Source organism: Alcaligenes pakistanensis (assembly GCF_014652815.1).
GTDB lineage: Bacteria > Pseudomonadota > Gammaproteobacteria > Burkholderiales > Burkholderiaceae_B > Alcaligenes > Alcaligenes pakistanensis.
The window spans coordinates 386,593-410,803 of sequence record NZ_BMZN01000002.1 but is presented as its reverse complement, the minus strand read 5'-3'; the positions used below and the strand labels follow the sequence as shown (position 1 = coordinate 410,803).

29 protein-coding genes are annotated in these 24,211 nt (G+C 55.5%); 8 read left to right on the top strand and 21 right to left on the bottom strand.

Annotated elements, in window-relative coordinates:
• Window positions 1-26: 26 nt before the first annotated feature.
• Window positions 27-623, top strand: coding sequence for a GNAT family N-acetyltransferase (locus tag IE156_RS06850; protein WP_189391787.1), 597 nt, complete (start codon window positions 27-29; stop codon window positions 621-623).
• A gap of 7 nt (window positions 624-630) precedes the next feature.
• Here IE156_RS06850 and IE156_RS06845 read toward each other — a convergent pair whose 3' ends face one another.
• Entirely contained in the window at window positions 631-1,389 is a 759-nt protein-coding gene (locus tag IE156_RS06845; protein WP_189391786.1) for a ChbG/HpnK family deacetylase, read from the bottom strand.
• A 66-nt stretch (window positions 1,390-1,455) separates the two neighbouring features.
• On the opposite strand from IE156_RS06845, the gene IE156_RS06840 reads away from it, so the two are divergent.
• Window positions 1,456-1,833, top strand: a complete 378-nt coding sequence (locus IE156_RS06840) for a GtrA family protein (RefSeq protein WP_189391785.1) — start codon at window positions 1,456-1,458, stop codon at window positions 1,831-1,833.
• On the opposite strand, the gene IE156_RS06835 is transcribed toward IE156_RS06840, so the two are convergent.
• Both IE156_RS06835 and IE156_RS06830 read right to left on the bottom strand, forming a co-directional pair.
• On the bottom strand, window positions 1,772-3,442 hold the full coding sequence (locus IE156_RS06835) for an ArnT family glycosyltransferase (protein ID WP_189391784.1): 1,671 nt from the start codon (window positions 3,440-3,442) through the stop codon (window positions 1,772-1,774). The genes IE156_RS06840 and IE156_RS06835 overlap by 62 nt on opposite strands.
• A gap of 123 nt (window positions 3,443-3,565) precedes the next feature.
• A complete protein-coding gene (locus IE156_RS06830) occupies window positions 3,566-4,615 on the bottom strand; it encodes a glycosyltransferase family 2 protein (RefSeq protein WP_189391783.1) in 1,050 nt (349 codons plus the stop codon).
• A gap of 344 nt (window positions 4,616-4,959) precedes the next feature.
• Between IE156_RS06830 and IE156_RS06825 the strand changes: the two genes are divergently transcribed.
• On the top strand, window positions 4,960-5,364 hold the full coding sequence (locus tag IE156_RS06825; protein WP_189391782.1) for a group III truncated hemoglobin: 405 nt from the start codon (window positions 4,960-4,962) through the stop codon (window positions 5,362-5,364).
• A gap of 2 nt (window positions 5,365-5,366) precedes the next feature.
• A complete protein-coding gene (locus IE156_RS06820) occupies window positions 5,367-5,819 on the top strand; it encodes an RrF2 family transcriptional regulator (RefSeq protein ID WP_189391781.1) in 453 nt (150 codons plus the stop codon).
• A 61-nt stretch (window positions 5,820-5,880) separates the two neighbouring features.
• Here IE156_RS06820 and serA read toward each other — a convergent pair whose 3' ends face one another.
• From serA to IE156_RS06785, 7 genes are all read right to left on the bottom strand, one after another.
• On the bottom strand, window positions 5,881-7,089 hold the full coding sequence (serA, locus tag IE156_RS06815; RefSeq protein ID WP_189391780.1) for a phosphoglycerate dehydrogenase: 1,209 nt from the start codon (window positions 7,087-7,089) through the stop codon (window positions 5,881-5,883).
• A 224-nt stretch (window positions 7,090-7,313) separates the two neighbouring features.
• Entirely contained in the window at window positions 7,314-8,315 is a 1,002-nt protein-coding gene (locus tag IE156_RS06810) for a cytochrome-c peroxidase (protein ID WP_189391779.1), read from the bottom strand.
• 274 nt (window positions 8,316-8,589) lie between these two features.
• Window positions 8,590-9,294, bottom strand: a complete 705-nt coding sequence (locus IE156_RS06805) for an ABC transporter ATP-binding protein (protein WP_189391778.1) — start codon at window positions 9,292-9,294, stop codon at window positions 8,590-8,592.
• Window positions 9,287-10,108, bottom strand: coding sequence for an ABC transporter ATP-binding protein (locus IE156_RS06800; protein ID WP_189391777.1), 822 nt, complete (start codon window positions 10,106-10,108; stop codon window positions 9,287-9,289). Before IE156_RS06800 ends, IE156_RS06805 begins: the two co-directional genes overlap by 8 nt.
• Complete coding sequence (locus IE156_RS06795; protein ID WP_189391776.1) at window positions 10,105-11,067, bottom strand: branched-chain amino acid ABC transporter permease; 963 nt, start codon at window positions 11,065-11,067, stop codon at window positions 10,105-10,107. Before IE156_RS06795 ends, IE156_RS06800 begins: the two co-directional genes overlap by 4 nt.
• Window positions 11,068-11,070: 3 nt before the next feature.
• Window positions 11,071-11,991: a branched-chain amino acid ABC transporter permease gene (locus IE156_RS06790; protein ID WP_189391775.1), complete on the bottom strand. Its 921-nt coding sequence runs from the start codon at window positions 11,989-11,991 to the stop codon at window positions 11,071-11,073.
• Window positions 11,992-12,011: 20 nt separating this feature from the next.
• The gene (locus IE156_RS06785; protein ID WP_189391774.1) at window positions 12,012-13,181 is read right to left on the bottom strand and encodes an ABC transporter substrate-binding protein; all 1,170 of its coding nucleotides are present in this window, start codon (window positions 13,179-13,181) and stop codon (window positions 12,012-12,014) included.
• Between the two features lie 325 nt (window positions 13,182-13,506).
• Between IE156_RS06785 and IE156_RS06780 the strand changes: the two genes are divergently transcribed.
• The gene (locus tag IE156_RS06780; RefSeq protein ID WP_189391773.1) at window positions 13,507-13,944 is read left to right on the top strand and encodes an Ivy family c-type lysozyme inhibitor; all 438 of its coding nucleotides are present in this window, start codon (window positions 13,507-13,509) and stop codon (window positions 13,942-13,944) included.
• Window positions 13,945-14,017: 73 nt separating this feature from the next.
• Window positions 14,018-14,212: a heavy-metal-associated domain-containing protein gene (locus tag IE156_RS06775; protein ID WP_189391772.1), complete on the top strand. Its 195-nt coding sequence runs from the start codon at window positions 14,018-14,020 to the stop codon at window positions 14,210-14,212.
• 157 nt (window positions 14,213-14,369) lie between these two features.
• Here IE156_RS06775 and IE156_RS06770 read toward each other — a convergent pair whose 3' ends face one another.
• Genes IE156_RS06770 through ccmA form a run of 10 tightly spaced genes read right to left on the bottom strand, consistent with a single transcriptional unit; the run spans window position 14,370 to window position 21,588 of the window.
• A complete protein-coding gene (locus IE156_RS06770) occupies window positions 14,370-15,107 on the bottom strand; it encodes a cytochrome c biogenesis CcdA family protein (RefSeq protein ID WP_189391771.1) in 738 nt (245 codons plus the stop codon).
• A gap of 1 nt (window position 15,108) precedes the next feature.
• Window positions 15,109-15,963 carry a c-type cytochrome biogenesis protein CcmI gene (gene ccmI, locus IE156_RS06765; RefSeq protein ID WP_268248105.1) on the bottom strand — a complete coding sequence of 285 codons (855 nt, stop codon included), beginning with the start codon at window positions 15,961-15,963 and terminating at the stop codon, window positions 15,109-15,111.
• Between the two features lie 17 nt (window positions 15,964-15,980).
• Window positions 15,981-16,454, bottom strand: coding sequence for a cytochrome c-type biogenesis protein (locus IE156_RS06760; protein WP_189391769.1), 474 nt, complete (start codon window positions 16,452-16,454; stop codon window positions 15,981-15,983).
• Window positions 16,451-16,981 carry a DsbE family thiol:disulfide interchange protein gene (locus IE156_RS06755; RefSeq protein WP_189391768.1) on the bottom strand — a complete coding sequence of 177 codons (531 nt, stop codon included), beginning with the start codon at window positions 16,979-16,981 and terminating at the stop codon, window positions 16,451-16,453. The genes IE156_RS06760 and IE156_RS06755 overlap by 4 nt, the downstream gene beginning before the upstream one ends.
• Entirely contained in the window at window positions 16,978-18,945 is a 1,968-nt protein-coding gene (locus IE156_RS06750; RefSeq protein ID WP_189391767.1) for a heme lyase CcmF/NrfE family subunit, read from the bottom strand. Before IE156_RS06750 ends, IE156_RS06755 begins: the two co-directional genes overlap by 4 nt.
• Window positions 18,942-19,391, bottom strand: coding sequence for a cytochrome c maturation protein CcmE (gene ccmE / locus IE156_RS06745; RefSeq protein ID WP_189391766.1), 450 nt, complete (start codon window positions 19,389-19,391; stop codon window positions 18,942-18,944). The genes IE156_RS06750 and ccmE overlap by 4 nt, the downstream gene beginning before the upstream one ends.
• Window positions 19,384-19,569, bottom strand: coding sequence for a heme exporter protein CcmD (gene ccmD / locus IE156_RS06740; RefSeq protein ID WP_081045431.1), 186 nt, complete (start codon window positions 19,567-19,569; stop codon window positions 19,384-19,386). Before ccmD ends, ccmE begins: the two co-directional genes overlap by 8 nt.
• Window positions 19,569-20,300 carry a heme ABC transporter permease CcmC gene (ccmC, locus tag IE156_RS06735; protein WP_189391765.1) on the bottom strand — a complete coding sequence of 244 codons (732 nt, stop codon included), beginning with the start codon at window positions 20,298-20,300 and terminating at the stop codon, window positions 19,569-19,571. Before ccmC ends, ccmD begins: the two co-directional genes overlap by 1 nt.
• 5 nt (window positions 20,301-20,305) lie before the next feature.
• The gene (gene ccmB, locus IE156_RS06730) at window positions 20,306-20,974 is read right to left on the bottom strand and encodes a heme exporter protein CcmB (protein WP_189391764.1); all 669 of its coding nucleotides are present in this window, start codon (window positions 20,972-20,974) and stop codon (window positions 20,306-20,308) included.
• A complete protein-coding gene (gene ccmA, locus IE156_RS06725; protein ID WP_189391763.1) occupies window positions 20,968-21,588 on the bottom strand; it encodes a cytochrome c biogenesis heme-transporting ATPase CcmA in 621 nt (206 codons plus the stop codon). The genes ccmB and ccmA overlap by 7 nt, the downstream gene beginning before the upstream one ends.
• Before the next feature lie 223 nt (window positions 21,589-21,811).
• On the opposite strand from ccmA, the gene IE156_RS06720 reads away from it, so the two are divergent.
• Window positions 21,812-22,348, top strand: a complete 537-nt coding sequence (locus IE156_RS06720) for an ureidoglycolate lyase (RefSeq protein WP_189391762.1) — start codon at window positions 21,812-21,814, stop codon at window positions 22,346-22,348.
• A 44-nt stretch (window positions 22,349-22,392) separates the two neighbouring features.
• Here IE156_RS06720 and cynR read toward each other — a convergent pair whose 3' ends face one another.
• A complete protein-coding gene (gene cynR / locus IE156_RS06715) occupies window positions 22,393-23,280 on the bottom strand; it encodes a transcriptional regulator CynR (protein ID WP_189391761.1) in 888 nt (295 codons plus the stop codon).
• A 108-nt stretch (window positions 23,281-23,388) separates the two neighbouring features.
• Between cynR and IE156_RS06710 the strand changes: the two genes are divergently transcribed.
• A complete protein-coding gene (locus IE156_RS06710) occupies window positions 23,389-24,039 on the top strand; it encodes a carbonic anhydrase (protein ID WP_189391760.1) in 651 nt (216 codons plus the stop codon).
• Window positions 24,040-24,211: the final 172 nt, after the last annotated feature.

The following is a 24,211-nucleotide window of genomic DNA, read 5'->3' as shown; positions in this document are numbered from 1 at the left end:
CTAAATCAGTTCAAAGGAAAAATAGTATGTTCCCCTCCGAGAGTAAGCAAGCCCCTTTCTCCTCGGCCTTGCCTAAAGGCAATCACGCCAGTGCCTTGCTAATCCGTTCCGCCACGCCAGACGATATGCTGGCAGTGCAAGGCATCTATGCGTATCACGTCCTGCACAGCACGGCGACCTTTGAACAGACCCCACCCGACGTACAGGAAATGCGTGCCCGTTTGGCGCAGGTTCGCGAACAAGGCCTACCTTGGCTGGTCGCTGAACTGGACGAGCACATCGTGGGCTACGCGTACGCCGGCACGTACCGACCCCGCCCGGCTTATCGCTACACCATCGAAGACTCCATCTATCTGGCCCAAGGGCAAATAGGCAAAGGTCTGGGTAAAGCGCTGCTGGAACACCTGCTGATTGAATGCGAAAAAGGTCCTTGGCGGCAAATGATCGCGGTTATTTCAGGCCATGACAGCCGGGGCTCCATCGCCCTGCACCGCTCGCTAGGCTTTGCCCACGTCGGCACCCAGGCTGCCGTTGGCTACAAGTTCCAGCAATGGATTGATGTCGTTGTGATGCAGCGCGCCTTGGGCGAAGGCAGCCAAAGCCAACCTGCCGATCCCGCCTGAGCAGAATTCAGGCAATGCGCAGGCTGTACTGATCCAACCATTGCTGCATCTCTGGACTGGAAAGCACCTCGTACTCGGCCAGACGTTGTGCGCCCACCGGATCGCCTGCCACGGCATTTAAAGAAGGATGGCACATCAGGCTGTCCCCATGCTGCATTGCGGCCAGCCAAGCCTGTATCAAGGCGCTATAACGCTCCTTGCCACCGTGGAAGTCATACACGCCGGTAAACCCGGTATTAAGCGTCACGCCTTTGGCCCTCGCCTGCCGCAGTAAATCCTTAGATCCTAGAGCAGCAATAATCTGTGCTTTGAATCTGTCCTTGAAAGCAAAGCCGACTGCCAGACGCTGGGCACCGGTATAGCGCAACCAAGGCATGGAGGCCGCATAGCGACGCTCCATTTCAGCCAACAAGGCCTCACGAATCATGGGCAGTTGATGTACATGCTGATGACCATCGATATAGTCCGGCCCCTGCCCCATCACATCCTCAAAACGATCCAGCTGACGCGCCACACTCGATTTGACCTTCTCGCTATCCAGGCGATGCAACAGGCTGCGGATAATCACCTGTTTCAACGGCATGGCATAGACGCCCGCTTGCGAGGCAAACTCGGTAAAATTCAGGTGCAAACCTTTTTGCAGCGCACTCTGGCGCAATGCTGCTGCGTTTTGCACAAAGCTGTCCCCATCCACCAAACAGGATGTTCCTGTCAAGCGTTGAGCCTGGGCCAATTTCAGCACAGCCTCGTCGACTGCCGGGGCCATGCCAAAATCATCCGCGCATATACTGATCTGCCTGTCCTTGGCCACTGCTCGCTCCGCTTTCTCTTTATGTCTCGTCAAATCATTCTATTCATTCTGGTTGGCACCCTGGCCGCCCTCACGCACTGGGGCATTGTAATCGCCCTGGTGCAAACGCTAAGCCTGTCTCCGCTGCTGGCCAATCTTTTTGGCTGGCTGCTCGCCTTCCTGGTGTCTTTTGGCGGCCATTACTGGCTGACCTTCCGTTCCCAGAATGCCCAGTTTCTACCTGCACTGGCTCGTTTCTTTCTCGTGTCTGCCGCAGGCTTCGCCGTGAACGAGGCCAGCTATGCCTACTTATTGAATAACTCGGGCCTGCGCTACGATCTACTTTTGGGCCTGATTCTTATCGGTCTGGCAGTACTGACGTTTTTGGCTGGACGACTTTGGGCGTTCCGCCGCACATAAAATCGTGATCATCTTGATCAAAGCGCCACAGTGCAATGCGCTGATCCTCATACAGGCGTTGAGCGTGGTTAAGCACCTGACTTTGGCGTACTGCATCCGGGCCACCAATCAGCCAAAAAACCGTTTTACTGTCCCGGCATAGCTGCTGGCGCAAGGTTGCTCTGTCTATCAAGGTTAAAGCCCCGCGCTGTGGCTCAAAACTAGCGGCTTCCAGCAGCTCTTTGCGCCAGCTGTCCGTACGCATGATCTCGGGATCATCCCAACGCCCCATAACGCTGACACCCATCAAACCAGGAACGTAAAAGCCCAAGTCATAGCGGTAGTTGTTCAGGAACACCACTTGGTCGCCCTGCTGATATTCAGCGGCCAAGACTCGACCCAATTCACGGCTATTAACCTGAGGCCGAACCACCATGGTCACCACGGCAACCAGGCACAGCAGCACACCGACAGCCAGGCTCCAAACAGCACGGCGAGCCACTTTAGCCTCCCCATCCCGCTGGGTTTGACGAATCACCGTATCGGCCAGGAAAAAGGCCCAAGGGCCGATAGCGGGCAAGACATAGCCCACCAGCTTGGAGCTGGGAATGGAAAAGAACAGCAACACCGTCAATAAAGCCGAGAGCATCAAGGCCCGTACGGCAAACAATCCATCCGGCTGCATGCCAGTACCACGAGCGCGCCTGAACAGGAACGGGGTCCAGCTCAAGGTCGCCACGGGCATCAAGGCAAAATAAAACCAGAACGGCTGGGGATTGTTAAAGCCCGTTTCCAAAAAGCGCTGGAAGTGCTGGTAGACGATGTAATAGTCAAAAAAACCGGGATAGCGCGCCTGCATGGCCCACATCCAGGGCGTGGCTACCAACAGCAATACTCCCAGTCCGGTTAAGGAAAACAGTCGCAGCAAAATGCGCCATTGCCCACGCCCCACTAACCAGAACACCAGAATACCGCCGGGTATCAGGATGCCAATTAAACCCTTGGCCAGAAAAGCCAAACCTGCCGTGGCATACAAACCCATCAAGGCCAGACGATACGGCCGCCCCTGCTCCATCTGCAAGGCCGCATGGCCACCCAGCAAGACACAGCTGCTGATCAACGCGGCGACCGTCATATCCAGATTGGCGTAGTGGGAAGCTCCAAACAACAAAGGACTGCTAAGCAGTATCAGTGCCGTCCAACCTGCATGGTGTTGGCTGGCATGGCGTTTCAGAAACGCATGCATCCCTGCAATCAGCAAGGCGGCCATCAGGGCAGGCACCAAACGCGCACCTACAAAATTCACGCCCAGCACTTTCAGACTAAGTGCCGTCAGCCAGTAATGCAGAGGGGGTTTATGGAAGAACGGCAGACCATCCAGCCGGGGTACCAGATAATCGCCTGACTCCAGCATAGACAGGGCCACACCTACGTAGCGCCCCTCGTCCGGGATCAGTAAAGGATAGGCACCCAGCGTCAGTGCAAACCACAGCAATGCCAACAGGCCCACTGATACGCCGGAGAGCGTGCCCAGGCCCTGCACAGCGCGTTGCAGCCAATAGGCTGGCCCACGTTGTTGCTCTAGCGGTAGCGTCGCGCCAGAAGGGGAATAGGAATTATCGATACTCATCGTTCACAGCCAAACCAATAGGGTTAGGCAGCCACCCGCGTGGCTGTCAAAACGATTCAGAATATCGATGTAGCGTTCAAGTCCTGATCAAGGCTGCAGCCAAGAGTGCTGCGTTGCGTGTCCTTAGTCTTGCTGCTGGTCTTGCGCTTGGCCTTGCGGCTGGAACCGGTTCTGGCCTGCGATCTGCCCCTGGGTTTGAGCCGGGTTGTGATCCTGCACCTGAGCCAAGCCCTGCCCCCGGCGACGATGCACCAAATACAGCGGCCGGTTTTTGACCTCGGCAAAGATACTGGCGACGTATTCACCGACCACGCCCAGCGACAGCATGTTCACACCCGCAAAGAACAGGACCACGGTAATCAAGGAGGCCCAGCCCCGGACAGCATCGCCATACAGCAAATGCTTGAAGATAATGAACAAGCCATAGCCGAACGACAACATGGCCAATACCGCACCCGCCAAGCTCAACAAACGCAGCGGCCAGGTCGTGAACGCCGTCAAACCATCCACCGCAAAGCGCAAAAGTTTGGCAGGCTTGAACCGGCTAACCCCATGCAAACGCTCGGCAGGCGAATAGTAAATAGGCTCGGAAGGAAAGCCTACCCAGGCAAACAGCCCCTTCATGAAACGGCTGCGTTCGGGCAAAGCCAGCAAGGCATCCACTACGCAACGATCCATCAGGCGAAAATCGCCCGCATCACGCGGCACGCGCAAGCCATTGGAGGTACGCATTAGCTTGTAGAACAGGCTGGTGCCGACCCGCTTCATCCAGGTCTCGTCATCACGGGTTTCCCGCACCGCATAGACCATTTCCAGGCCAGTAGACCAACGTTCCAACATGGCTTCAATCAAGGCGGGAGGATGCTGTAAATCCGCATCCATGCACACGACCACCTCTCCCCGGCTAGCCTCCAGACCTGCCGTCAACGCCGCTTCTTTACCGAAATTGCGCGACAACTGGAGATACACCAGTTGAGGATAGGTTTGACGCAATTGCTCAATCACCAAAGGCGTCGCATCTGTGCTGCCATCATCAACGAAAATGATTTCAAAGTCCTGGACCAGTTCACGCAACGTCGCCACCAGCACCGGCATCAGGGCGGGCAGGTTTTCTGCTTCATTCAAACCAGGGATGACGCATGAAAGCGTCTGGGCCTGTCTTCTTGTCATCATTCGTTCTTGAGTACCATGCTGTAACAAAACCAGGTTTTAACCAACAAAAAGTAATCGTAGCCCGCCAGACCGCCCAGTGCAATTTAGCTGCCGTGATACTTATCTTTCAACAAACAAGGCTATCAACGATCTTTAGGACATTTACAGCCATTCACGCTTGCCCAGTATCGAAAATGCTACATCCATACTCTGAAACTCCCGCTCAGTGTAGGTAGGCAGGCGTTGAATCTGCGTGAAATCAGGCCGTGAAAACACTCCTTTCCCAGCCATTTTCTTTCCGGCTTGACCCCAAAGGACAAGGCCAATAAGATAGATAAAATATATATCTTTAAACTCAAAATATTATGACTCTCAATGCTTTGTGTACCCGCCAGGAAATTCATGACCTGGTCTGGGACTTTTACGATCGCATCCGTATGGATGACGTTCTTGGCCCGATTTTCTCCGAGCGCATCAAAGATTGGGATACTCACCTGGGCGTGATGGAAGAATTCTGGTCATCCCTGCTGCTCAAGACAGACGGCTTTAACGGCAATCCCATGGCCAAGCACTTATCGCTCAGCCACATACAAGCCAGCCATTTTGAACAATGGTTGCGTCTGTTCAAGGAAACCTGTCTGGAACGGGAAAATAAGGCGATGGCCGAGCTGGCCCTGGAATACGCCCAACGTATCGCCCGCAGCTTCTGGTTTGGCTATCAGTTCCAGCACAACCCCACCAAAGTGGCCAGCGAGCTGCAACTGCCTTAATCATGCGCCTGACCAACCTCACCGACTACGCCCTGCGTCAATTAATGTACCTGGGCCAGAACGAAGACAGGCTCTGTACCATCGCGGAAATTGCCCAATACCACCAGATTTCCCAGGCTCACCTGATGAAAGTCACCCACCTGTTGTCCAAAGGCGGATGGATTCAGACACAGCGCGGGAAAAATGGCGGAATGCGGCTAGCGCGTGCGCCAGAACAGATCAATCTGGGCGAACTTGTCCGCTATACCGAAACCGATCTGGCTGTGGTGGAATGCCTGGGTAGTGGTACCCATTGCATCCTGAGCGGGCGCTGCAACCTGAGCAATATCCTCAAGCAGGCCCTGGCCCAGTTCCTGGCCTATCTGGATGGCTACACGCTGCAAGACATTATTGTTCCCGGCAGCAGCCCGGAACAAACCATCGCCTGGCCGACCAAATCCATGCATTCAGCCTGATAGCGAAGGGCCCTGGATTCTTTGGAATCCAGGGCCCTTTGTTTACGCTCTGACTTTGATCTTAGGCGGGAAAAATCAGATCGCTACGTACCGTGCCGGGATGAGCACGCACCGCATCCAGCAAATCTTGGCCGGGTACGCGATCCAGATCTGTCATGGCATAGCCCAGTTCACCTTGCGTCTGCAATTGCTGACGAGTGATGTTAATGCCATGCTGCGCCAGGATATTGTTCAGGCCACCCATCGCGCCGGGCACGTTGCGATGCACATGCAATAGACGAACGGCACCTTGAATGTCGTAGTAAGACACTTCAGGGAAATTCACCGCGCCCTTGGTCGCGCCGCTACGCAAATAGCTGACCATCTTCTCGGCCACTTCACGACCAATGTTTTCCTGCGACTCTTGGGTGCTGCCACCAATATGCGGCGTCAAGAGCACATTAGGCATTCCGATCAGAGGGCTCTTCAAAGGCTCATCCACGCTTTTCGGTTCGGTTGGGAACACATCCAGCGCAGCGCCTGCCAAATGGCCGCTGACCAAAGCCTGATGCAAGGCCTCAATGTCCACCACCGTGCCACGCGACGCGTTGATCAGAATGGAACCCGGCTTCATGGCGGCGATAGCTTCGGCGTTCATGATGTTATGCGTGCCCTGCCCGCCTGGTACATGCAACGTCACCACGTCGGACTCGGCCAGCATCTGCTTCAAGCTGCCGTAGACACGGGCATTGCTTAAGGGCAGTTTGGATTCCACATCGTGGTAGAGCACGCGCATACCCAACGCTTCCGCCAAGGTACCAACCTGCGAACCGATATTGCCGTAACCAATTACGCCCAAGGTCTTGCCACGGATCTCGAAAGCGCCATCGGCACTCTTGTCCCAGAAACCCTGGTGCACACGCAGGTTTTTCTCGGGGATACGACGCAGCAACAAAATGGCCTCGCCCAGCACCAGCTCAGCGACCGAGCGGGTATTGGAAAACGGCGCATTAAAGACCGGCACACCGTGGTTCTGGGCCTGATCCAGATCCACTTGGTTAGTACCGATACAAAAACATCCCAGAACTTTGAGCTGATCAGCATGCTCCAGCACGCGACTGTCAAACTGGGTACGGGAACGAATCCCGACAACGTCGGCGCCTTTGACAGCGTCCAACAGCTCCTGACCCGACAAGGCTCCCTTGTAGGTCTGAATATCGGTCAAACCAGCAGCCTCAAAAACTTCACGGGCGCTAGGATGAATGTTCTCAAACAGGACAATGCGACTCATGATGGTTCCAGTCATTGAAATAGTATCTAAATGGTACTATTTTTTTAGCCCGCCTGATCGAGCATCAACAATAGCAGCAGGGGATTCAAGTCTAGTACACAGACTAAGGCAATGAATCCAAAGCCAAATACAAAAACCCAGGCTTGGAAAACAACATCCAAGACCTGGGTCACACTCAGGCAGCTTAAGCCATCAAAAGCCGGAGCCGCCTGCACAGTCTGCTATCAAGAACCAAATGGCACCGGACGAGGCGTGTTGTCGCGCGAAGGTGGCAGGATTGGCAACATGATCTCAGGCTGCTTGCCCGTCAGCGTTTTCAGGAACGCAACAATCTGAGCATTTTCTTCTGCAGAGAAACTGCGACCCAACTGCAGACGTCCCATTGTATCCACGGCTTCGGTCAAGGTATTGACCGCGCCATCATGGAAGTAGGGGTAAGTCAGTTCAACGTTACGCAGCGTTGGCACTTTGAAGTTGAAGCGGTCGGCGTCCTTGCCCGTCACGCCTGCACGGCCTTCGGCGGGGTTGGAGGTTTGGTAGGGCTCGATCAAACCCATTTTCTGGAAAGACGTACCGCCCAGATTGGGGCCGTTATGGCACGCCACACAACCACTACCCTTGAACAGTTGGTAACCCGCCAGTTCCTGGTCGCTAATGGCTTTCTTATCGCCCTTGAGCCACAGGTCAAAACGTGAATCGGGCGTGACCAGGGTTTCTTCAAAGGCCGCAATGGCTGTGGTGACTTCATCAATGCCGAACTCAGCTTTACCAAAAACCTGCTTGAACTCAGCCTTGTACTCGGGAATAGAGCTCAGGAACTCCATAGCCAGTTCGTGCGTGAAAGCCATTTCCTTGGGGTTGGCAATGGGGCCGCCGGCCTGCTCTTTCAAGTCGCTGGCACGACCATCCCAGAACTGAGCCACGTTCAGGCTGGAGTTCAAGACGGTGGGCGAGTTGATGGGGCCTTCCTGCCAACGGTCGCCGATGGAGGTACGGATATTATCTGTGCCGCCCATGCTCAGGTTGTGACAGGAATTACAGGAGATAAAACCCGAACGCGACAAGCGGGGTTCAAACCACAGCTTTTTGCCCAGTTCAACGCGTGCCGGATCGGTGACCACTGCGGCGGGGATAGGCTGTACAGGCTCATTTTCCTGGGCCTGCGCGGCGGTGCCAAGCAGTAAACCGGCAGCCAGAGCAGAGAGAGTGAACAGGCGTAATTTCATAACAACTTCCTTATGGGATGACAGAGCTTCCTGCCAGTAAGAGGTCCGGGTAGGACCCATAACCCTGCTGGCCTTATGGACATCGTAAGGAATGCCATTTCATTACACATTGATACATCGCAAAGAAAGAATCTTTACTAATACCGTTAGGGAACTTTCGGGATGAAGTGCAACTACCTCGCAACAGCACCCGCTTCAGCCTTGACGAAAGGCATAAAAAATGCCGCCCGTACCAAGACGGGCGGCATGTCAGCTGTATTGCAGAATGTGTTTTTTAAACGCCCAAATAGCGCGTCCACAAGGTTCGATCTGCTCCTAGCGCTTCAGAGTTCCCCTGCCAGACCAATTTGCCACGTTCCAGAATAATGTGGTGATCCGACAAGGCCATCAGACGCTCGACGTATTTGTCGATCAGCAAAATGGTTTGCCCTTCTTCACGCAATACGGCCAGACAGTTCCAGATTTCTTCACGCACTTTGGGTGCCAGCCCCTCAGAGGCTTCGTCCAGAATCAAGAGCTTGGGGTTGGTGACCAAAGCGCGGCCAATAGCCAGCATTTGCTGTTCACCGCCCGAGAGCTGGTTGCCCATATTGGACGCACGCTCGCGCAAGCGCGGAAAGAAGTCGTAGACACGTTCCGGCGTCCAGGTCTTGTGCGCCTTGGGGTTGCGGTTGCAGGCAAAAGCAGTCAAATGCTCGGCGACTGTCAGGTTGGGAAAACACTGACGCCCTTCGGGCACAATGGCAATCCCGGCCCGCGCGATGCGGTCCGAATTCCAGCCTGCAATAGACTGACCGTCGAACTTCACATCACCGCCACGCACAGGCAACTGGCCCAGAATGGTTTTAAGCAAGGTAGTCTTGCCCATACCATTGCGGCCCAGCACCGTTACCACCTGCCCGGTACGAATGGACAGGTCTACCCCAAACAGCACCTGACTGGCGCCATAGCCACTTTGTAATTGAGTCGTTTCAAGCATGGCTTTCCACCTTGGTTGGGACTGGTGTGTCGTCATCACCCAAATAAGCTTGGCGCACAGCCTCGTTGTCGCGGATTTCAGCCGCCGTACCGGTAGCAATAATGTGACCTGCCACCAAGACAGAAATCCGGTCAGCCAGACGGAAAACAGCTTCCATATCGTGCTCGACCAACAGCATGGTGGCTTTGCCACGCATAGTTTCAATCAGCTCGGTCAGACGCAAAGTTTCATCTGGCCCCATCCCTGCCATAGGCTCGTCCAGCAACAAGACTTGCGGACGGCTGGCCAAGGCCAAGGCAAATTCCACTTTTCGCTGCTCGCCATGCGGCAAGACACCGGCCTGGGTATGCAAAAGCGTAGGATCAATGGCGCACTCGGCGGCCAAGGCACGGGCCTGTTCGTACAATTCCGTTTCTGCCTGGCGAGCACGCCAGAAACGGAAACTGCTGCCACTGCAGGCCTGCAAAGCCAGCACCAGATTATCCAGTACCGTGTAGTTCTTGAAGATATTGGTGATCTGGAAAGAACGTGCCAAGCCTGCGGCAACACGCTCGTGTCCGGACAAGGCCGTCACATCGCGTCCGCCCAGCAAGAGCTGCCCCGCATCGGGCTTCAAGGTGCCCGAGAGCAGGTGAATCAAGGTGGACTTACCAGCACCGTTCGGGCCGATCAGACCATGAATTTCACCAGGGACCAGATCCAGGGAAACATCATTGGTAGCCTGCAAAGCACCAAAGCGCTTCATCAGACCACGGGCTTGCAAAGCGGGCGTTCCGCCCGCCGCCATGGAGGCGGCTGCTACTGTGTTCGTCATGCCTGCTCCTTGGCGGTCGTCGCTGGATCAGCGGCCGAACGGATACGCACCAGTCCAGCCAGCCCCTTCGGTGCAAAGAACACCACCAGCAGCAGCAAAATACCCAAAGGCATATGCCAGTACTCGGTCCAGTTACGCAGCATCTCTTCCAGCACCAGCATCACAAAAGCACCCAGGGCACCACCATACAAAAGGCCAATACCGCCCACCAGAACCATAATGATCAGGTCCGCCGACTGGGTCCAGTTCATCAGGCTAGGCGAGACAAACAGGTTGTGGTTGGCCAGCAAAGCACCAGCCAGACCCATGATGGCACCGCTCAAGGTGTAGGCCGTCAAACGAATCCGGTAGACGGGGTAACCCAAAGTCGTCATGCGGCTTTCGTTTTCACGCGTGCCCATCAAGGCCTGCCCAAAGCGGGCTTTGACCAGGCGTTGAAACAAGAACAGGACCACAAGCAAAATGGCCAGAACCAGGTAATAAAAGCTCAGGTCATTGCTGAGATCAATACCGGGCAAGGAGGACGGGCTGTACATATTCATGCCGTCCTCGCCACCGTATTGGCGCAAAGAGATAAACAGGTAAAAGATCATCTGGGCAAAGGCCAAGGTAATCATGATGAAGTACACACCACGAGTACGCAGCGACACTGCCCCCGTCAGGAAAGCCAGCAAGCCGGAGATCAGCATGGCAGCAGGCCAGGCAATCAGGCCGCTTTGCACGCCTTCAGAAGCCAGAATACCGACGGTATAGGCCCCTGCTCCGAAGAATGCCGCATGGCCCAAGGCCACCATCCCGCCATAACCCAGCACCAGATTCAAGGCACTGGCTGCCAGGGCATAGATGAAGATGCGACGTACAAAAGAGATATAGAACTCAAGGCCATACATCGGTGCAATCAAAGGGAAAGCCAATAAGGCCACCAGCACCAAGACAGACAAAATACGCGAAGTAGACATACATTAACCTCGCGCCGGGAACAGGCCCGAAGGACGGAAAACAAGAACAACGGCCATCAGGACATAGATCGAAATGGCAGCAATCGTGGGGCCTACGCTGGAGGCTACATCAGCCGGGAAGACATTGCGCAGCAACATGGGCAAGAAAGCACGGCCAGCGGTATCCACCATCCCCACCAGCAAAGCGCCTACGAACGCGCCACGAATCGAGCCAATCCCGCCGATCACGATGCAGACCAGAACCAGGATCAGAATATCCTCGCCCATACCGATCTGAACGGCCGTAATCGGGCCCAACAAGGCACCGGCCAGCGCGGCCAACGCAGCACCCAGGGTAAAGACGCCCAGAAACAGAATAGGGACACGCACCCCCATCAGGGTGGCCATTTGTCGGTTGGAGGCTCCGGCACGCACCAAGACCCCAGCTCGTGTTTTGGTCACGAAGGCATATAAAGCCAGCGCAACTAACAGACCAACCGTAATAATCATCAGCCGGAAGGCGGGGTAAAGGAAATCAGGCAAGAGTTCTACCGGCCCAGACAACAAGGCAGGCATATTCAACATCACGGGGGTTGGACCCCAAATCATCTTGACCGCATCATTGGCGATCAAAATAACGGCATAGGTTCCCAATACCTGGGCCAAGTGGTCACGGGTGACCAGCTTGCGCAGAATGAGAATTTCCAAGGCAATACCGACCAGGGCTGTTACCGCTACCGCCACCACAATGGCGGCGGTAAAAGACCCTGTACGCTGCATGGTTTCCGCGGCCACATAGGCTCCCGCCATATAGAGGGAGCCGTGGGCCAGGTTCATGATATCCATAATGCCGAAGACCAAAGTCAGGCCCGCGGCAATCAGAAACAACATCAAACCAAATTGCAAACCATTCAGCAATTGCTCGCTAATCAGAATGAGCGACATGCTTTTACCACCTGTGAATCTTAATTAAGTTTGCACTCTTTGGCGTAGACGTCCTGGTAGGAGTCAAACACTTTGCTGACCATACGGTTCACAAGGCGTCCGTCCTGATCCTTGACCACTTCACGCAGGTAGTAAGCCTGAATCGGGAAGTTGTTGTTGCCGTAGGTAAATGGGCCACGAACCGAGTTGTAGTCGGCGGCTTTCAGTGCCTTGAGCACAGCATCGCGGTCGGACACTTTGCCATCGACTTGTTTGACGGCGGCGTCAATAGCCAAAATCACGTCATAAGCCTGGGCGGCGTAGACCGAGGGATAACGGCCGTCATAGGCTTTGCGGAACTCGTCCACAAAGGTCTTGTTGGCAGGAATATCCAGGTCTGGCGACCACTGGGCGGTATTCAACATGCCCAGGATAGGCTCGCCCACCGCAGGGATGATGTCCTCATCACCGGAGAACGCCGGGCCCAGCAGAACCACATCTTTGTTCAGGCCAGCAGCCACAAACTGTTTGATGAAGTTGATGCCCATGGCACCAGGCAGAAAGAAAAACACCGCTTGAGGCTTGGCAGCACGAATCTGCGCCAACTCAGCCGAGTAGTCGATCTGGCCCAGCTTGGTATAGAGCTCATCGCCTACCGGTTTGCCGTAACCGCGCTTAAAGCCAGTCAGGTGATCCTTGCCTGCTGGATAGTCGGGGGCAATGATGAACATTTTTTCATAGTTGCGATCCGCAGCCACTTTACCGGCGGCTTCGTCAAAGGCGTCGTTCTGGTAAGACACGCCAAAGAAGTACGGATTACAACCGGCACCGGCCAATTGGCTGGGGCCTGGGTTGCTGGTCAGATAAGGCACTTTGGCCGAGAACAGGGCGGGAGCCACTGCCAGGGCAACGTTGGAACCTACGGGACCGGTAAAGAAGTCGATCTTGTCGCGCTGAACGAAGCGATTGACCAATTGGCGGGCCTGGTCGGGGTTACCGGCCATATCCTGCGCAATGAACTCGGCCGGGAAACCTCCCAGCTTGCCGTCCAGTTGTTTGATGGCCAGATTAAAACCATCACGAACTTCACCACCGACGGCAGCAAAAGGACCCGAGGTGTCCATTGCCATACCCACTTTGATGGTATCGGCGTGAGCCAAAGAACCGCCAAAAGCCGCGGCCAAAGCCACGGTCAATGCAATACGTTTCATATTATCTCCTTGCGCCACCGCGCTTGTAGGCTGTCTTTATTTAAGATGCACAGCAGATCGAACAACAAATTCAACTATGCCAACCATTCATTTATAAATAGTTTAGTTATGAAACAATTTTGCTGGCAAGCTGTGGTTTTTACCTACACCTCATAAATGTCCGCTTAATTCGACAAGAAACTCGCGTCCCTGCCAATCTCCCGGACCGATAAGCACTATAACGACTGGACGGATGGCCGTTTATGCACGTTTTCCTTAATTTTGTTAACAATGCCCTGCCAAGCCCGCTGCTAAACTCAGGACTCGCCCCATTCTTGGAGATCCCATGCGTATTTCCCACTCTCTGTGCCGCCTTGCGCTGGCCAGCGCCCTGCTCGTTCCTTTCTTGAGCCACGCACAGTCCTCGGAATCCGTTTATCTGGCTGATTTGGCCAAGTCCAGCAAGCAAGTGGCCCAGCAATATCAAAACCTGATGCAGGACGTCGCTAAAAACGCCAGCTGGGTAAAAGAGTTCGGCACGGCCTCGCCCGGCGAAACCGTCTCCCTGGATGGCCGCAACTACCAACTGTTCCAAGGCTGCAAGCCGCATGACTGCACCAGCGCAAGCTATGTCGTCCTGCTGGACACCCAAAAGCAGACGATGGCCCATGGCGCCTTTGTGGAAAACAAGGAGTCCGGTACCGGGTTGGCCAGTAGCCAGATTCAATGGCTGGGTAATCCAGAACTGGATCAGGTCCGCCTGATCGCCCCTGCCCTGTTTTAAAAAAACAGCGCTTGACCTTGCCACCGTGGTAAGCCTTAAGCTGGCTCCATTACTTTTATTAAAGGAGTCAGCTATGTCCACCTTCTCCGTTCCCGACATGACCTGCGGCCATTGCGTACGCAGCATCACCGAAGCCATTCAGGCCGTCGCCCCTCAAGCCACCGTCAGCACTGATCTGGATAAACACCAAGTGACTGTTCAAGGTCTGGATGGCGCTCAGGCACTGAAAGTGATCGAAGAAGCGGGCTACACGCCCAGCGCCCTGTAAGTACGGCACGCCGCTAAGGCGTGCATCATGCAGAGCAAATGAAAAGGCCGGTATGAACCGGCCTTTTTTGTTCCTGCTGACGTTCTGCTGAGGTACTGCTGGAGCGCTGCGTACCCCCCTCACGAATCCGGTTGTAATGTCGAGTGACTGACGGGCCTTATCCCAGCTGCCCCAAAACAGGAAAGGCTTTCAACACCCAGATGGCGAAGCGAGCCAACTCACCGGTTGCCATAGCCCAACCCATCACAATTAACACCAACCCCGCCCCCCAACGAATATAACGGCCAATCCGACGGATGCTTGTCATGCGCTGCAAAAAGGGGGTCAAAAAGCAGGCCGCCAAAATAAAAGGCACGCCCAAACCCAAAGCATAGACGGACAGCAAAACACTGGCTTTACCTGCACTGGCGGTACTGGCCCCCATCATCAAAATTCCGGCCAGAATCGGGCCAATACAAGGCGTCCAGCCAAAGCCAAAAGCCAAGCCCATCACCGTGGCCCCACCGGGGCCAGCTGCCTTGCCTGATTCAAAACGGTAATAGCGTTGCAGGCCCATGGGCATGCGCAACACACCCATCACGCTCAAGCCTGCCAAGGCCACCATCACCCCAGCCGCTATGTTCAGCTGGTACCGGTAGGACATCAGCATTTGCCCCAGATAGGACAAGCTGGCGCCCAGGGCAATGAACACCAGCGAAAAACCCGCTACAAAGCAAAGGCTGCGCCCCAGCAAGTGGCTGCGCTTGACCTCGGTGTAGGCCTGCCCATCTCCGGCCAGATACGACAAGTAACCAGGAACCAACGGCAAGACGCAAGGGGACAGAAACGAGGCCATCCCCGCCAAAAACGCCGTTATCAGGGCAATGACGCCCAAATCCAAAGACACAAGTTCCATATCAGGGGGCCGTAGCGGGTTCCGGTGTAGAGTTGGCAGGCAGGCGCATACGTTCACGTGCCAGCTGCAAGCCCTGGTTTACGACCTTGGCGGTCTCAGAGTCCGGCGGAAATTGCGCCAGCAAACGCTGCCAGTAGTCGATGGCTGCCGGGTACTGTTCCTTATGCAGAGCGGCTGCTCCCGCCAGCATCAAACCCAAGGGCTCCTCAGGATATAAATCCAGCGAACGCTTGACCAAACGGCCTGGCAAACCATCCAGCGTATCCATACCCGCCAGGAGCATGGACTCTGCATATTCCGCCAAGGCAGCGGGGTCCCCGTCCACCACAGGCATGGCCTTGGCATACGCCTCAGCCGCTTCCTGGTGACGCCCATAGTAGCGATGTGAACGAGCCATCATCAGCCAAGCGCCGGGGTCATCCGGATTTTCTTTCAGGCGCTGTTCAAGACGGGCCACCATCGCCTCAATATCCACGGGCTGCGCATTGGCTTGCTGCTGCAAGGCGCTCGGGTCCAGCATGGCCGGATTACCCAGATAGAAGTACAGGGCAATTGCGGCGACCGGAATGCTGACCATTAAGGTCCAGGCCAACTTGGGTGCGCCATTTTGCAGCGCAGGTTCGGTTTTTAACCCCTCGTTTTCTTCCAGCACACGCTGACGCAAATCCATCTGGGCCTGCTCAAAATCCTGGGCCGACAACACCCCTGCCAGCTTGTCTCTTTCGATTTCCTTAAGCTGTTCGCGCAAGATCGCCAGATTGGCTTGCTTGTGCTCCACCACCCGCTGCAAGGCCGGTTTGCGCTTGACGCTCAACATTAAGTACGCCGCGCACGCTAGCACCAGAAGCGCAGCCACAATATAAAAAGCAATAGTCACGATTGTTCATCCCGAGAAGAACCCTGCAACAGGGCATCGGCTTGACGACGTTGTTGATCGGTCAGGTCCGCAACCTCGCCAGCACGGCGACGACGGCGCAAGGTCAAGGCGTAGACCAGAAAACCAGTCAGCAACAAGAGCGCTGGCCCGAACCAGAGCAACAAGGTAGAGGACTTGAGCGGCGGACGATACAAAATAAAGTCGCCATAGCGATCCACCATATAGTCACGAATCTGATCCGGATTACGCCCCTGCCCCAGCTGCTCCATAATCTGCTGGCGCAGATCCACGGCCAGCTCAGCACGCGAGGCAGCAATCGATTCGTTCTGACACACCAGACAGCGCAGCTCGGCAGCAATTTCCAGCATCACCGACTCTTGAGCGCCCTGTCCTCCCGACTGGGCCTGAGCAGACGGCACGAACAGCCACAAGCAGGCTGCCAGCACCGCCATCCACTGACGCATCATCATGGCTGCTGCTCCAAACGACGAATTAAAGGCAACAAGGTTTCCTCCATGGATTCGCGCGACACAGGGCCTATGTGCTTGAAGCGCACAATGCCCTGCTTGTCGATCACGAAGGTTTCTGGAACCCCGTATACCCCAAAATCAATACCTACTCGCCCGTCTCTATCCATGACGGAAACCTCGTACGAGTTGCCATTACGCAGCAACCACTCACGGCTTTCCTCGGGTACGTCCTTGTAGTTCAAACCCACCACCGGCACCTTGTGCTTGGTGGATAACTCTTTGATGAAAGGATGCTCAGTCAGACACGGATAGCACCAAGATGCCCAGACGTTCAGCAGCCAGACGCGACCCTTCATTTGCTCGCCCGAAAAACTGGCTTCCGGATTGTGCAGTTGGGGCAAGCTGAAAGACGGAGCCGGCTTGTCGACCAAAGGCGACGGGACTTCGCTGGGCTTTAAGGTCAGCCCTATGCCCAGGAACACCAACAGCAGTACAAACCCGATTAAGGGGACGGTAAAACGGTTCATGCCTGCACCTGCTTATCCAAAGGTTTGCTCTGTGCCGCTGTACGAGTTTGTTTGGCACGGTAACGTCGATCACTGATTGCCAATCCGCCCCCAAAGGCCATCAACAAACAACCCAGCCAGATAAAGTCCACCAAGGGTTTGTAGTACAGCCGCACGCTCCAGCCGCCCTGCTCAAAGTTGTCACCTAGCGCCACGTAGATATGACGCAAACCATTGGCATTAATGGCCGATTCCGTCATCGGCAAGGCCGAGGACAGATAGGTGCGTTTTTCCGGATGCAAAGTGGAGACCACTTTGCCGTCTTGCAACAGTTCAACCGTGCCACGCTCCGCTGAGTAATTTGGGCCAGGAACAATGTGTACGCCCTGGAAGCGAGCATCATAGGCCCCCACCTGAGCAGTCTGGCCGGGCTTTAGCAAGACATCGGTTTCCGTCTCGTAATGGCTGACCATGGTCACACCCAAAACGAACACCGCTACCCCAATATGGGCCAGATGCTGACCTAACCAGCTGCGTGGCTGCGAAAACACGCCCGAACGGGTGGCACGCACACGCTTGACCACATCAAACAAGCTGCCCAGCACAATCCATATCGCCAAGCCAGCACCCAAAGCCGCTGTGCCCTGCCACTGGCCGTAGAACAAGGGAATGGCCGCACCCAGCACAACGCTGAACACAATCACCAGAGCCAGCTGACGCACCATATCCATAAAGCTGGCCCGCTTCCAATTCGCCATCACACCAAAGACAATCAGAACCAAAGCCGGAATCATCAAGGGCACAAAGACCTTGTTGAAATAAGGCGGGCCCACCGAGATTTTGCCCAGCCCCAGCGAATCCATAATCAGCGGATATAAAGTGCCCAGCAAGACGGTGCCAGTTACGACCACCAGCAAGACGTTATTCACCAGCAACAAGGATTCACGCGACACCACGGCAAACTGCCCACCGGCGCCTACACGAGGGGCACGCCAGGCAAACAGAATCAACGAGCTACCAACGATGACCGCGAACAAAGCCAGGATGAACACACCGCGTGCAGGGTCAGTGGCAAAAGCGTGGACCGAAGTCAGCACGCCCGAGCGCACCAGAAACGCCCCCAAAATCGATAGGGAGAAGGTGCTGATGGCCAGCAAAACCGTCCAGTTCTTGAAGCTGCCGCGCTTTTCTGTCACCGCCAGAGAGTGAATCAAGGCCGTACCCGCCAACCAAGGGACAAAAGAGGAGTTTTCCACTGGGTCCCAGAACCACCAACCGCCCCAACCCAGCTCGTAGTAAGCCCACCAGCTACCCACGGCAATGCCCAAGGTCAGGAACAACCAGGCAGACGTTGTCCAGGGACGTGACCAACGCGCCCAGCTGGCATCCAGACGGCCTGCCAGCAAGGCCGCAATTGCAAACGCAAAGGCGACGGAGAAACCCACATAGCCCATGTACAGCAGCGGCGGGTGAACAATCAGGCCGATATCCTGCAAAAGCGTATTCAGATCCAGACCTTCAGCCGGAACCGGGAACATGCGCTCAAAAGGATTAGAGCTGATCAACACAAACAGCAGGAAACCGGCGGTAATCAGGCCCAACACCCCCAGCACACGAGCCAACATGGCTTCCGGCAAGGAACGCGAGTAAATACTGACCGCAAAAGCCCAGCCCGTTTGCATGAACATCCACAGCAGCAGCGAGCCTTCATGCCCGCCCCACACCGCAGCGATGCGATAGAACAAAGGCAGCTTAGTGCTGGAGTTCTGAGCCACATAGGCCACAGAGAAATCAAAGCTGACAAAGGACCAGGCCAGACACAATAAGCTAAAGGCCACCAGACCGAACTGCCAACGCGCCGCTGGGCGAGCAAACGCCATCCAGGCCAGATTGCCGCGCCAGGCACCGTATAAAGCCACCACACCTTGGGTCAGCGCCAGCACAAAGGTCAGGATCAGGGCAAAGTGCCCAAGCTCCGGGATCATGGCTGGGCTCCTTGCTTGGCGCGCTCAGCCTGTTCCATGGCGTGCATGGCCTCGGGTGGCATGTAGTTTTCATCGTGCTTGGCCAGCACTTCTTCAGCCATAAAATGACCTTGCTCGTTTAAACGGCCTTGGGCAACCACGCCTTTCCCCTCTTGAAACAGGTCCGGCAAAATGCCGGTGTAGCTTACCGGCACCAGGGCCGCACCATCGGTGATCACAAAGTTCACGGCCATGCCTTGATTACCGCCCCGGCGGATGCTTTCCATCTGCACGATGCCTCCCACCCGAAACGTACGGTTTTCCGGGCTCTTTCCTTCGCTAACTTCGGTAGGCGTGAAAAAGAACACCAAACTGCTTTGGAAAGCATTCAAAATCAGAGCCGTAGCAGCCCCCAGCACCACCAAGGCTCCTAGGATCAAGGCCAGACGATTCTGTCGTTTAGTCATGGCGGCTGTCTCCCAGGGCACGCTCATCACGTACCCGTTGCCAGGCACGTGCCCGCCCTGCCCGGACGCTGAGCACTTCGCCCAGCATCAACACGGTACAGGCCAGAACCGAGCCCCACACATACACGGCGTAGCCGCCCATAGCGAAAAAATCGCCCACACTCGACCAATGCATCATCAGCCCTCCGTCAAGTTGCGAACCCAGGCGGTATGCGCCTCACGTTCAAGAATCAAATTGCGCACCCGGTACAGTGCGATGGCAATGCTGTAGCACCACATGGCCAGACTCATCAGCAACATGCCCGTCAACATGACGGTGGCCATAGAGGGTGAGCTGGTCAGCGATACCGAAGCCCCTTGGTGCAAGGTGTTCCACCACTGCACCGAGAAATAAATGACGGGTATATTCACCACCCCGACCAAGGCCAAAATGGAGGCGGCTTTATCCGCGCGGCGCGGATCGTCGATCGCACCGCGCAAGCCCATGAAGCCCATATACAAAAACAGCAGCAACAGCTCGGACGTCAAGCGGGCGTCCCAGACCCACCAGGCACCCCACATGGGCTTGCCCCACAAGGCTCCGGTGACAAGCGACAAGACCGTACAGATTGCGCCTGTGGGAGCCAGTGCAGCGGCCATCATGGCGGCGGTCCGGCTGTTGAACACCAGACAGAGCAAAGACCAAAAGCCCATAGCCAGATAAATCAGCATGGACATCCAGGACACGGGTACATGCAGAAAAATGATGCGGTAGCCCTCGCCTTGCTGCGCGTCAGTGGGAGCCAGGAAAAAACCTACATAGGCGCCAAGGACAAACAGCAGCAAAGCCAGGATGGCGGCCCAAGGCACAATGCGTCCGGCCAGGACATAGAAGTTTTGAGGGGCGGCGTAGCGATACAAAAAGTTCATGGAATTTACTCAAGAGCAAGACGCAAAGCAGCTGCTGTCGCAGGCGGCGCAAAAAACAAAGCCAACAGTAAAAAAGCGGCCAGAACGGACAAGTGCGCTTGCGCGCCTAATCCGGCCTGAACCGCTTGCACCGCCCCCGCCCCGAACACCAGCACGGGAACGTAAAAGGGCAAAATCAGTAAAGCCAGCAACACCCCTGCCGAGCGCAGGCCCAGTACCAAGGCAGCGCCAATGGCCCCCAACAAGGTCAACACAGGTAAACCCAAGGCCAGTGACAGCATCAACACACCCAGGCTGGACGTGGGTAAGCTAAATTGCAGCCCCAGAATGGGAGCCAGCAACAGCAAAGGGACACCCGTCAACAAGGTATGGGCCAAGACCTTGCCCAAGACCCACAGGCTAAGAGGTAGATGGGAAAACAGAACCTGCTCCAGCGCACCATCCTGCTCATCTTGCTCGAACAAGCGGCTTAGCGAGAGCATGGTGGCCAGCAAAGCCGATACCCACAGTACGCCGGGTGCCATCTTGGACAGCAAAGCGGCATCCGCCCCTACGCCCAAGGGAAACAGGCTGCACACCACCAGAAAGAAAACCAGGGGAATCAAGACATCGCCAGGACGGCGCACAGCCAAGCGCCATTCGCGCCTCATCAAGGCCAAAAAAAGACTCAACATGCCCGCCCCAGATCCAGCTGTTGCACATCCAGCTTCCACGGCAAGGTCTGGTGGCTGGTCAGAATGACGGCGCCCTGCTTTTCCAGATGTCGCGCGATCAACTCACCCAAAAACTTTTGACCGGCACTATCCAGCGCGGTCAGTTGCTCGTCCAAAATCCACAAAGGGCGATTGCTCAAGGACAAGCGAACCAAAAAAACACGACGTCGCTGCCCTGCCGACAACTGCCGCACAGGGACACGACGGTATGCCAGCAAACCACCGCTCAGCAGAGCCTGGTCACAGGCCTCCTGCTTCAGGGCTACCCCGTCTTGCAACAGCAGGCTGTCCAGATTCTCTTGGACTGACAAGCTGCCATTCAGCCCAGGGGCATGGCCGCCGTACACCACCTGCTGTCGATAATCGCTGTCGTTGCGGTGCACGGGCCGGTCCTGCCAAATCAGTTGGCCTTCATCGGCCTGGGTGATATTGGCCAGGATGCGCAGCAAGCTGGTTTTGCCGCTGCCATTGGGCCCACTGACCAAACAACATTGGCCAGCATCAAGCCTGAGGCTTAGCTCGGAGAACACACGGCGCTGGCCCCGTCTACAGGTCAGCGAAACAGCTTGGAGCACAGCAACCCCTTATCAAGAAAGCAGACAGAGCGAAGCCGCCTATGCATAAAGGCGGCTTGCTTAGCTCGCTAAGTAAAGACGAGCCTCTTTCAAGACAGGGGATGCCTCACTTAGTTCCGCAAAACCCAAGAGATGTCCGAGCTTTTTGATCTAGGCCAATCCTAGTGGGAAGTAGCATTCTTGCTAAGATGCTGCCTTACCGCTTTTTTTTGAGTGATTGACCATGAACACCCCTATCACCCTGACGCCCCAGTCTCTGAACCCCGAAGCATTTGCTCCTTATGGCTGGATGTTGGGTAAAGGTTTAGCCACAGCACCCGCTGCAGCCGCCTTTAGCAATGCCGCAACCGACTTCTGGCATGAACATGCTTTTGACACAGGACCAGGTGGTCAGACCGAAGTTTTATGGGTCAATTACCGCATCCAGGATCCCAACATCACGGCCCTGGAAATCCACCTGTTGACGCAGCAGGCCCTGATCCCGCTGACTGGTGAAGTGATCCATATCGTGGCAGATAGCAAGCCTGAGGGCGGCCCGGACCTAAGCACCTTGAAAGCCTTCAGAATTCCTCAAGGACAAGGCGTGTGCATGCGACCCGGTTGCTGGCATAGCAGCCGTGTTACCAGTGGCGAGGTAGCCTGTTTGATGTTGACGCGCATCTCCACCACGGTGGATTTAGTCGCCCATTTAAGCCAGAGTCAGCCCGCCGTAGAAAGCGAGCTTCGTCCCCTGGAACAGAGTGTCACGGTGACTCTATGAGGTTCCGGAGCAGAGCGTAAGGATAGCTCTACAAGTTGACTGAATTAAAACGTCGATGCCGCGCCGTATTTGAGTGCGAGCTCAATAAAGGCGCGCATCGCCGCAGACTGATAAGCACCCTTACGTTGCATCAAAATAGCCCGCCGTTGCGGCGGGGCCGGGTCAAGGCTGACAGCCACCAGATACTCGCTATTATTAGCAATGGCAGCTGGTAATAAGGTTGCCAAACCGGTGCGCCGCACCACCTCAATCACCGCGTTAAGCGAATTGGATTCCATCGAGACCTTCAAGTCCAGATCATGCTGGCGACAGTGCCGCTCGATCTGCCCACGTGTGGCAAATTCCGGCGTCAACAAGACCAGGGACTCACGCATCAAGGTGTCTCTATCAATGCTGCGTCGCTCGGCCAGAGGATGGGTCCGGCTCATTACCACCGCCAAAGTCTCCACCAATAAAGGCTGAAACTCCACCGCTGCTGAGGTCGGTTTTTCAAAAGCAATACCGATATCCAGTTCGTCCTCGACCAACTGGGTTTCCACGCGCTCTTGCAGCATCTCTTGCAACACCAGACGCACATTGGGATAGCGCCGGTGAAAGGCCTCGACCAAGGGACCGATCAGATACGAAGTGAAGGTAGGGGCTACCGCCACCCGCAAAGAGCCCCGGCTTAAATCACTGACATCATGTAAGGCCCGCCGCCCTTCTTCCAGGTCTTGCAAAGCTTGCCGGGCATAGCGCAGATACACCTCGCCGGCATCAGTCAAACGCACCAAACGACCGGTACGATCAAACAGTTGCGCGCCTAAGTGTTCTTCCAACTGACGCACCTGTTGCGACAAGGCAGGCTGAGACACATGCAGGGCCCGCGCCGCGCGGGTAAAGCTTTGATACTGAGCAACCGCCAGAAAGTAATTAAGATGGCGCAAAAGCATAAGGGGCCTTCGTATAAGTAAACCCAATGCAAAGCATCAGAAATCGGTATTTTACCTTATGACCATGAAGCGGTAATCTTCTGCCTAAGCCGAACAACAAGGACAAGGATGAAAGACATTATCGACGGTTTCCTGAAATTCCAACGGGAAGCCTATCCCAAGCGCGCCAAGCTCTTCAAAAATCTGGCCACGCAGCAAAACCCTCGCGCTTTGTTTATCTCTTGCTCCGATAGCCGTTTGGTTCCCGAGCTGGTGACACAGCGTGAACCCGGCGACCTGTTCGTGATTCGTAATGCAGGCAATATCGTGCCTTCTTATGGCCCGGAACCCGGTGGGGTGACAGCCTCGGTGGAATACGCTGTCTCCGCCCTGCGTGTGACAGATGTTGTGATCTGTGGTCACTCCGATTGTGGCGCCATGACGGCCATTGCAACCTGTCAGTGCCTGGACCACATGCCGGCGGTAGACCATTGGCTGCGCTACGCGGACTCGGCCCGCCTGGTGAACGAATCGCGCAAGCACGCCAGCGAACAAGATCGTATTTCGTCCATGGTGCGCGAAAACGTGGTGGCCCAGCTAGCCAATATCCAGACTCACCCCTCGGTGCGCCTGGGCATGTCCGAAGGCCGCCTGACGCTGCATGGCTGGGTCTACGACATTGAATCTGGCACCATCGATGCCTATGATGGCGGCAGCATGAAATTCGTGCCTTTGGCCGAAAACCCGGATGTGTGTGTGGCGCCGTTAGTACGCGGCTAAACGACACAGAATCGAGTAAAGGAACGCCATGCAACAGCATGGCGTTTTTTTATTTAGAGACAGCCAATCCTATTGTGCGTTTATCTTGTTCTCAACACCGTGTGCCCGTCTGTGTCAAAAATAAACGCCTTGTCACTATGATGGAGGTGATCCGATGATTTTTTTATCTACC

Coding starts and splice junctions, on each gene's coding strand:
- IE156_RS06820 (WP_189391781.1), top strand. CDS start 5,367: ATGCGCCTGACCAACCTCACCGACTACGCCCTGCGTCAATTAATGTAC.
- IE156_RS06795 (WP_189391776.1), bottom strand. CDS start 11,067: ATGTCTACTTCGCGTATTTTGTCTGTCTTGGTGCTGGTGGCCTTATTG.
- cynR (WP_189391761.1), bottom strand. CDS start 23,280: ATGCTTTTGCGCCATCTTAATTACTTTCTGGCGGTTGCTCAGTATCAA.
- IE156_RS06770 (WP_189391771.1), bottom strand. CDS start 15,107: ATGGAACTTGTGTCTTTGGATTTGGGCGTCATTGCCCTGATAACGGCG.
- IE156_RS06750 (WP_189391767.1), bottom strand. CDS start 18,945: ATGATCCCGGAGCTTGGGCACTTTGCCCTGATCCTGACCTTTGTGCTG.
- IE156_RS06800 (WP_189391777.1), bottom strand. CDS start 10,108: ATGACGAACACAGTAGCAGCCGCCTCCATGGCGGCGGGCGGAACGCCC.
- IE156_RS06840 (WP_189391785.1), top strand. CDS start 1,456: ATGTCTCGTCAAATCATTCTATTCATTCTGGTTGGCACCCTGGCCGCC.
- IE156_RS06845 (WP_189391786.1), bottom strand. CDS start 1,389: ATGGCCCCGGCAGTCGACGAGGCTGTGCTGAAATTGGCCCAGGCTCAA.
- IE156_RS06790 (WP_189391775.1), bottom strand. CDS start 11,991: ATGTCGCTCATTCTGATTAGCGAGCAATTGCTGAATGGTTTGCAATTT.
- IE156_RS06805 (WP_189391778.1), bottom strand. CDS start 9,294: ATGCTTGAAACGACTCAATTACAAAGTGGCTATGGCGCCAGTCAGGTG.
- ccmB (WP_189391764.1), bottom strand. CDS start 20,974: ATGTTGAGTCTTTTTTTGGCCTTGATGAGGCGCGAATGGCGCTTGGCT.
- IE156_RS06710 (WP_189391760.1), top strand. CDS start 23,389: ATGAAAGACATTATCGACGGTTTCCTGAAATTCCAACGGGAAGCCTAT.
- IE156_RS06780 (WP_189391773.1), top strand. CDS start 13,507: ATGCGTATTTCCCACTCTCTGTGCCGCCTTGCGCTGGCCAGCGCCCTG.
- ccmD (WP_081045431.1), bottom strand. CDS start 19,569: ATGATGCATTGGTCGAGTGTGGGCGATTTTTTCGCTATGGGCGGCTAC.
- IE156_RS06850 (WP_189391787.1), top strand. CDS start 27: ATGTTCCCCTCCGAGAGTAAGCAAGCCCCTTTCTCCTCGGCCTTGCCT.
- IE156_RS06825 (WP_189391782.1), top strand. CDS start 4,960: ATGACTCTCAATGCTTTGTGTACCCGCCAGGAAATTCATGACCTGGTC.
- IE156_RS06785 (WP_189391774.1), bottom strand. CDS start 13,181: ATGAAACGTATTGCATTGACCGTGGCTTTGGCCGCGGCTTTTGGCGGT.
- ccmC (WP_189391765.1), bottom strand. CDS start 20,300: ATGAACTTTTTGTATCGCTACGCCGCCCCTCAAAACTTCTATGTCCTG.
- IE156_RS06835 (WP_189391784.1), bottom strand. CDS start 3,442: ATGAGTATCGATAATTCCTATTCCCCTTCTGGCGCGACGCTACCGCTA.
- IE156_RS06830 (WP_189391783.1), bottom strand. CDS start 4,615: ATGATGACAAGAAGACAGGCCCAGACGCTTTCATGCGTCATCCCTGGT.
- ccmE (WP_189391766.1), bottom strand. CDS start 19,391: ATGACTAAACGACAGAATCGTCTGGCCTTGATCCTAGGAGCCTTGGTG.
- IE156_RS06775 (WP_189391772.1), top strand. CDS start 14,018: ATGTCCACCTTCTCCGTTCCCGACATGACCTGCGGCCATTGCGTACGC.
- serA (WP_189391780.1), bottom strand. CDS start 7,089: ATGAGTCGCATTGTCCTGTTTGAGAACATTCATCCTAGCGCCCGTGAA.
- IE156_RS06810 (WP_189391779.1), bottom strand. CDS start 8,315: ATGAAATTACGCCTGTTCACTCTCTCTGCTCTGGCTGCCGGTTTACTG.
- IE156_RS06755 (WP_189391768.1), bottom strand. CDS start 16,981: ATGAACCGTTTTACCGTCCCCTTAATCGGGTTTGTACTGCTGTTGGTG.
- IE156_RS06760 (WP_189391769.1), bottom strand. CDS start 16,454: ATGATGATGCGTCAGTGGATGGCGGTGCTGGCAGCCTGCTTGTGGCTG.
- IE156_RS06720 (WP_189391762.1), top strand. CDS start 21,812: ATGAACACCCCTATCACCCTGACGCCCCAGTCTCTGAACCCCGAAGCA.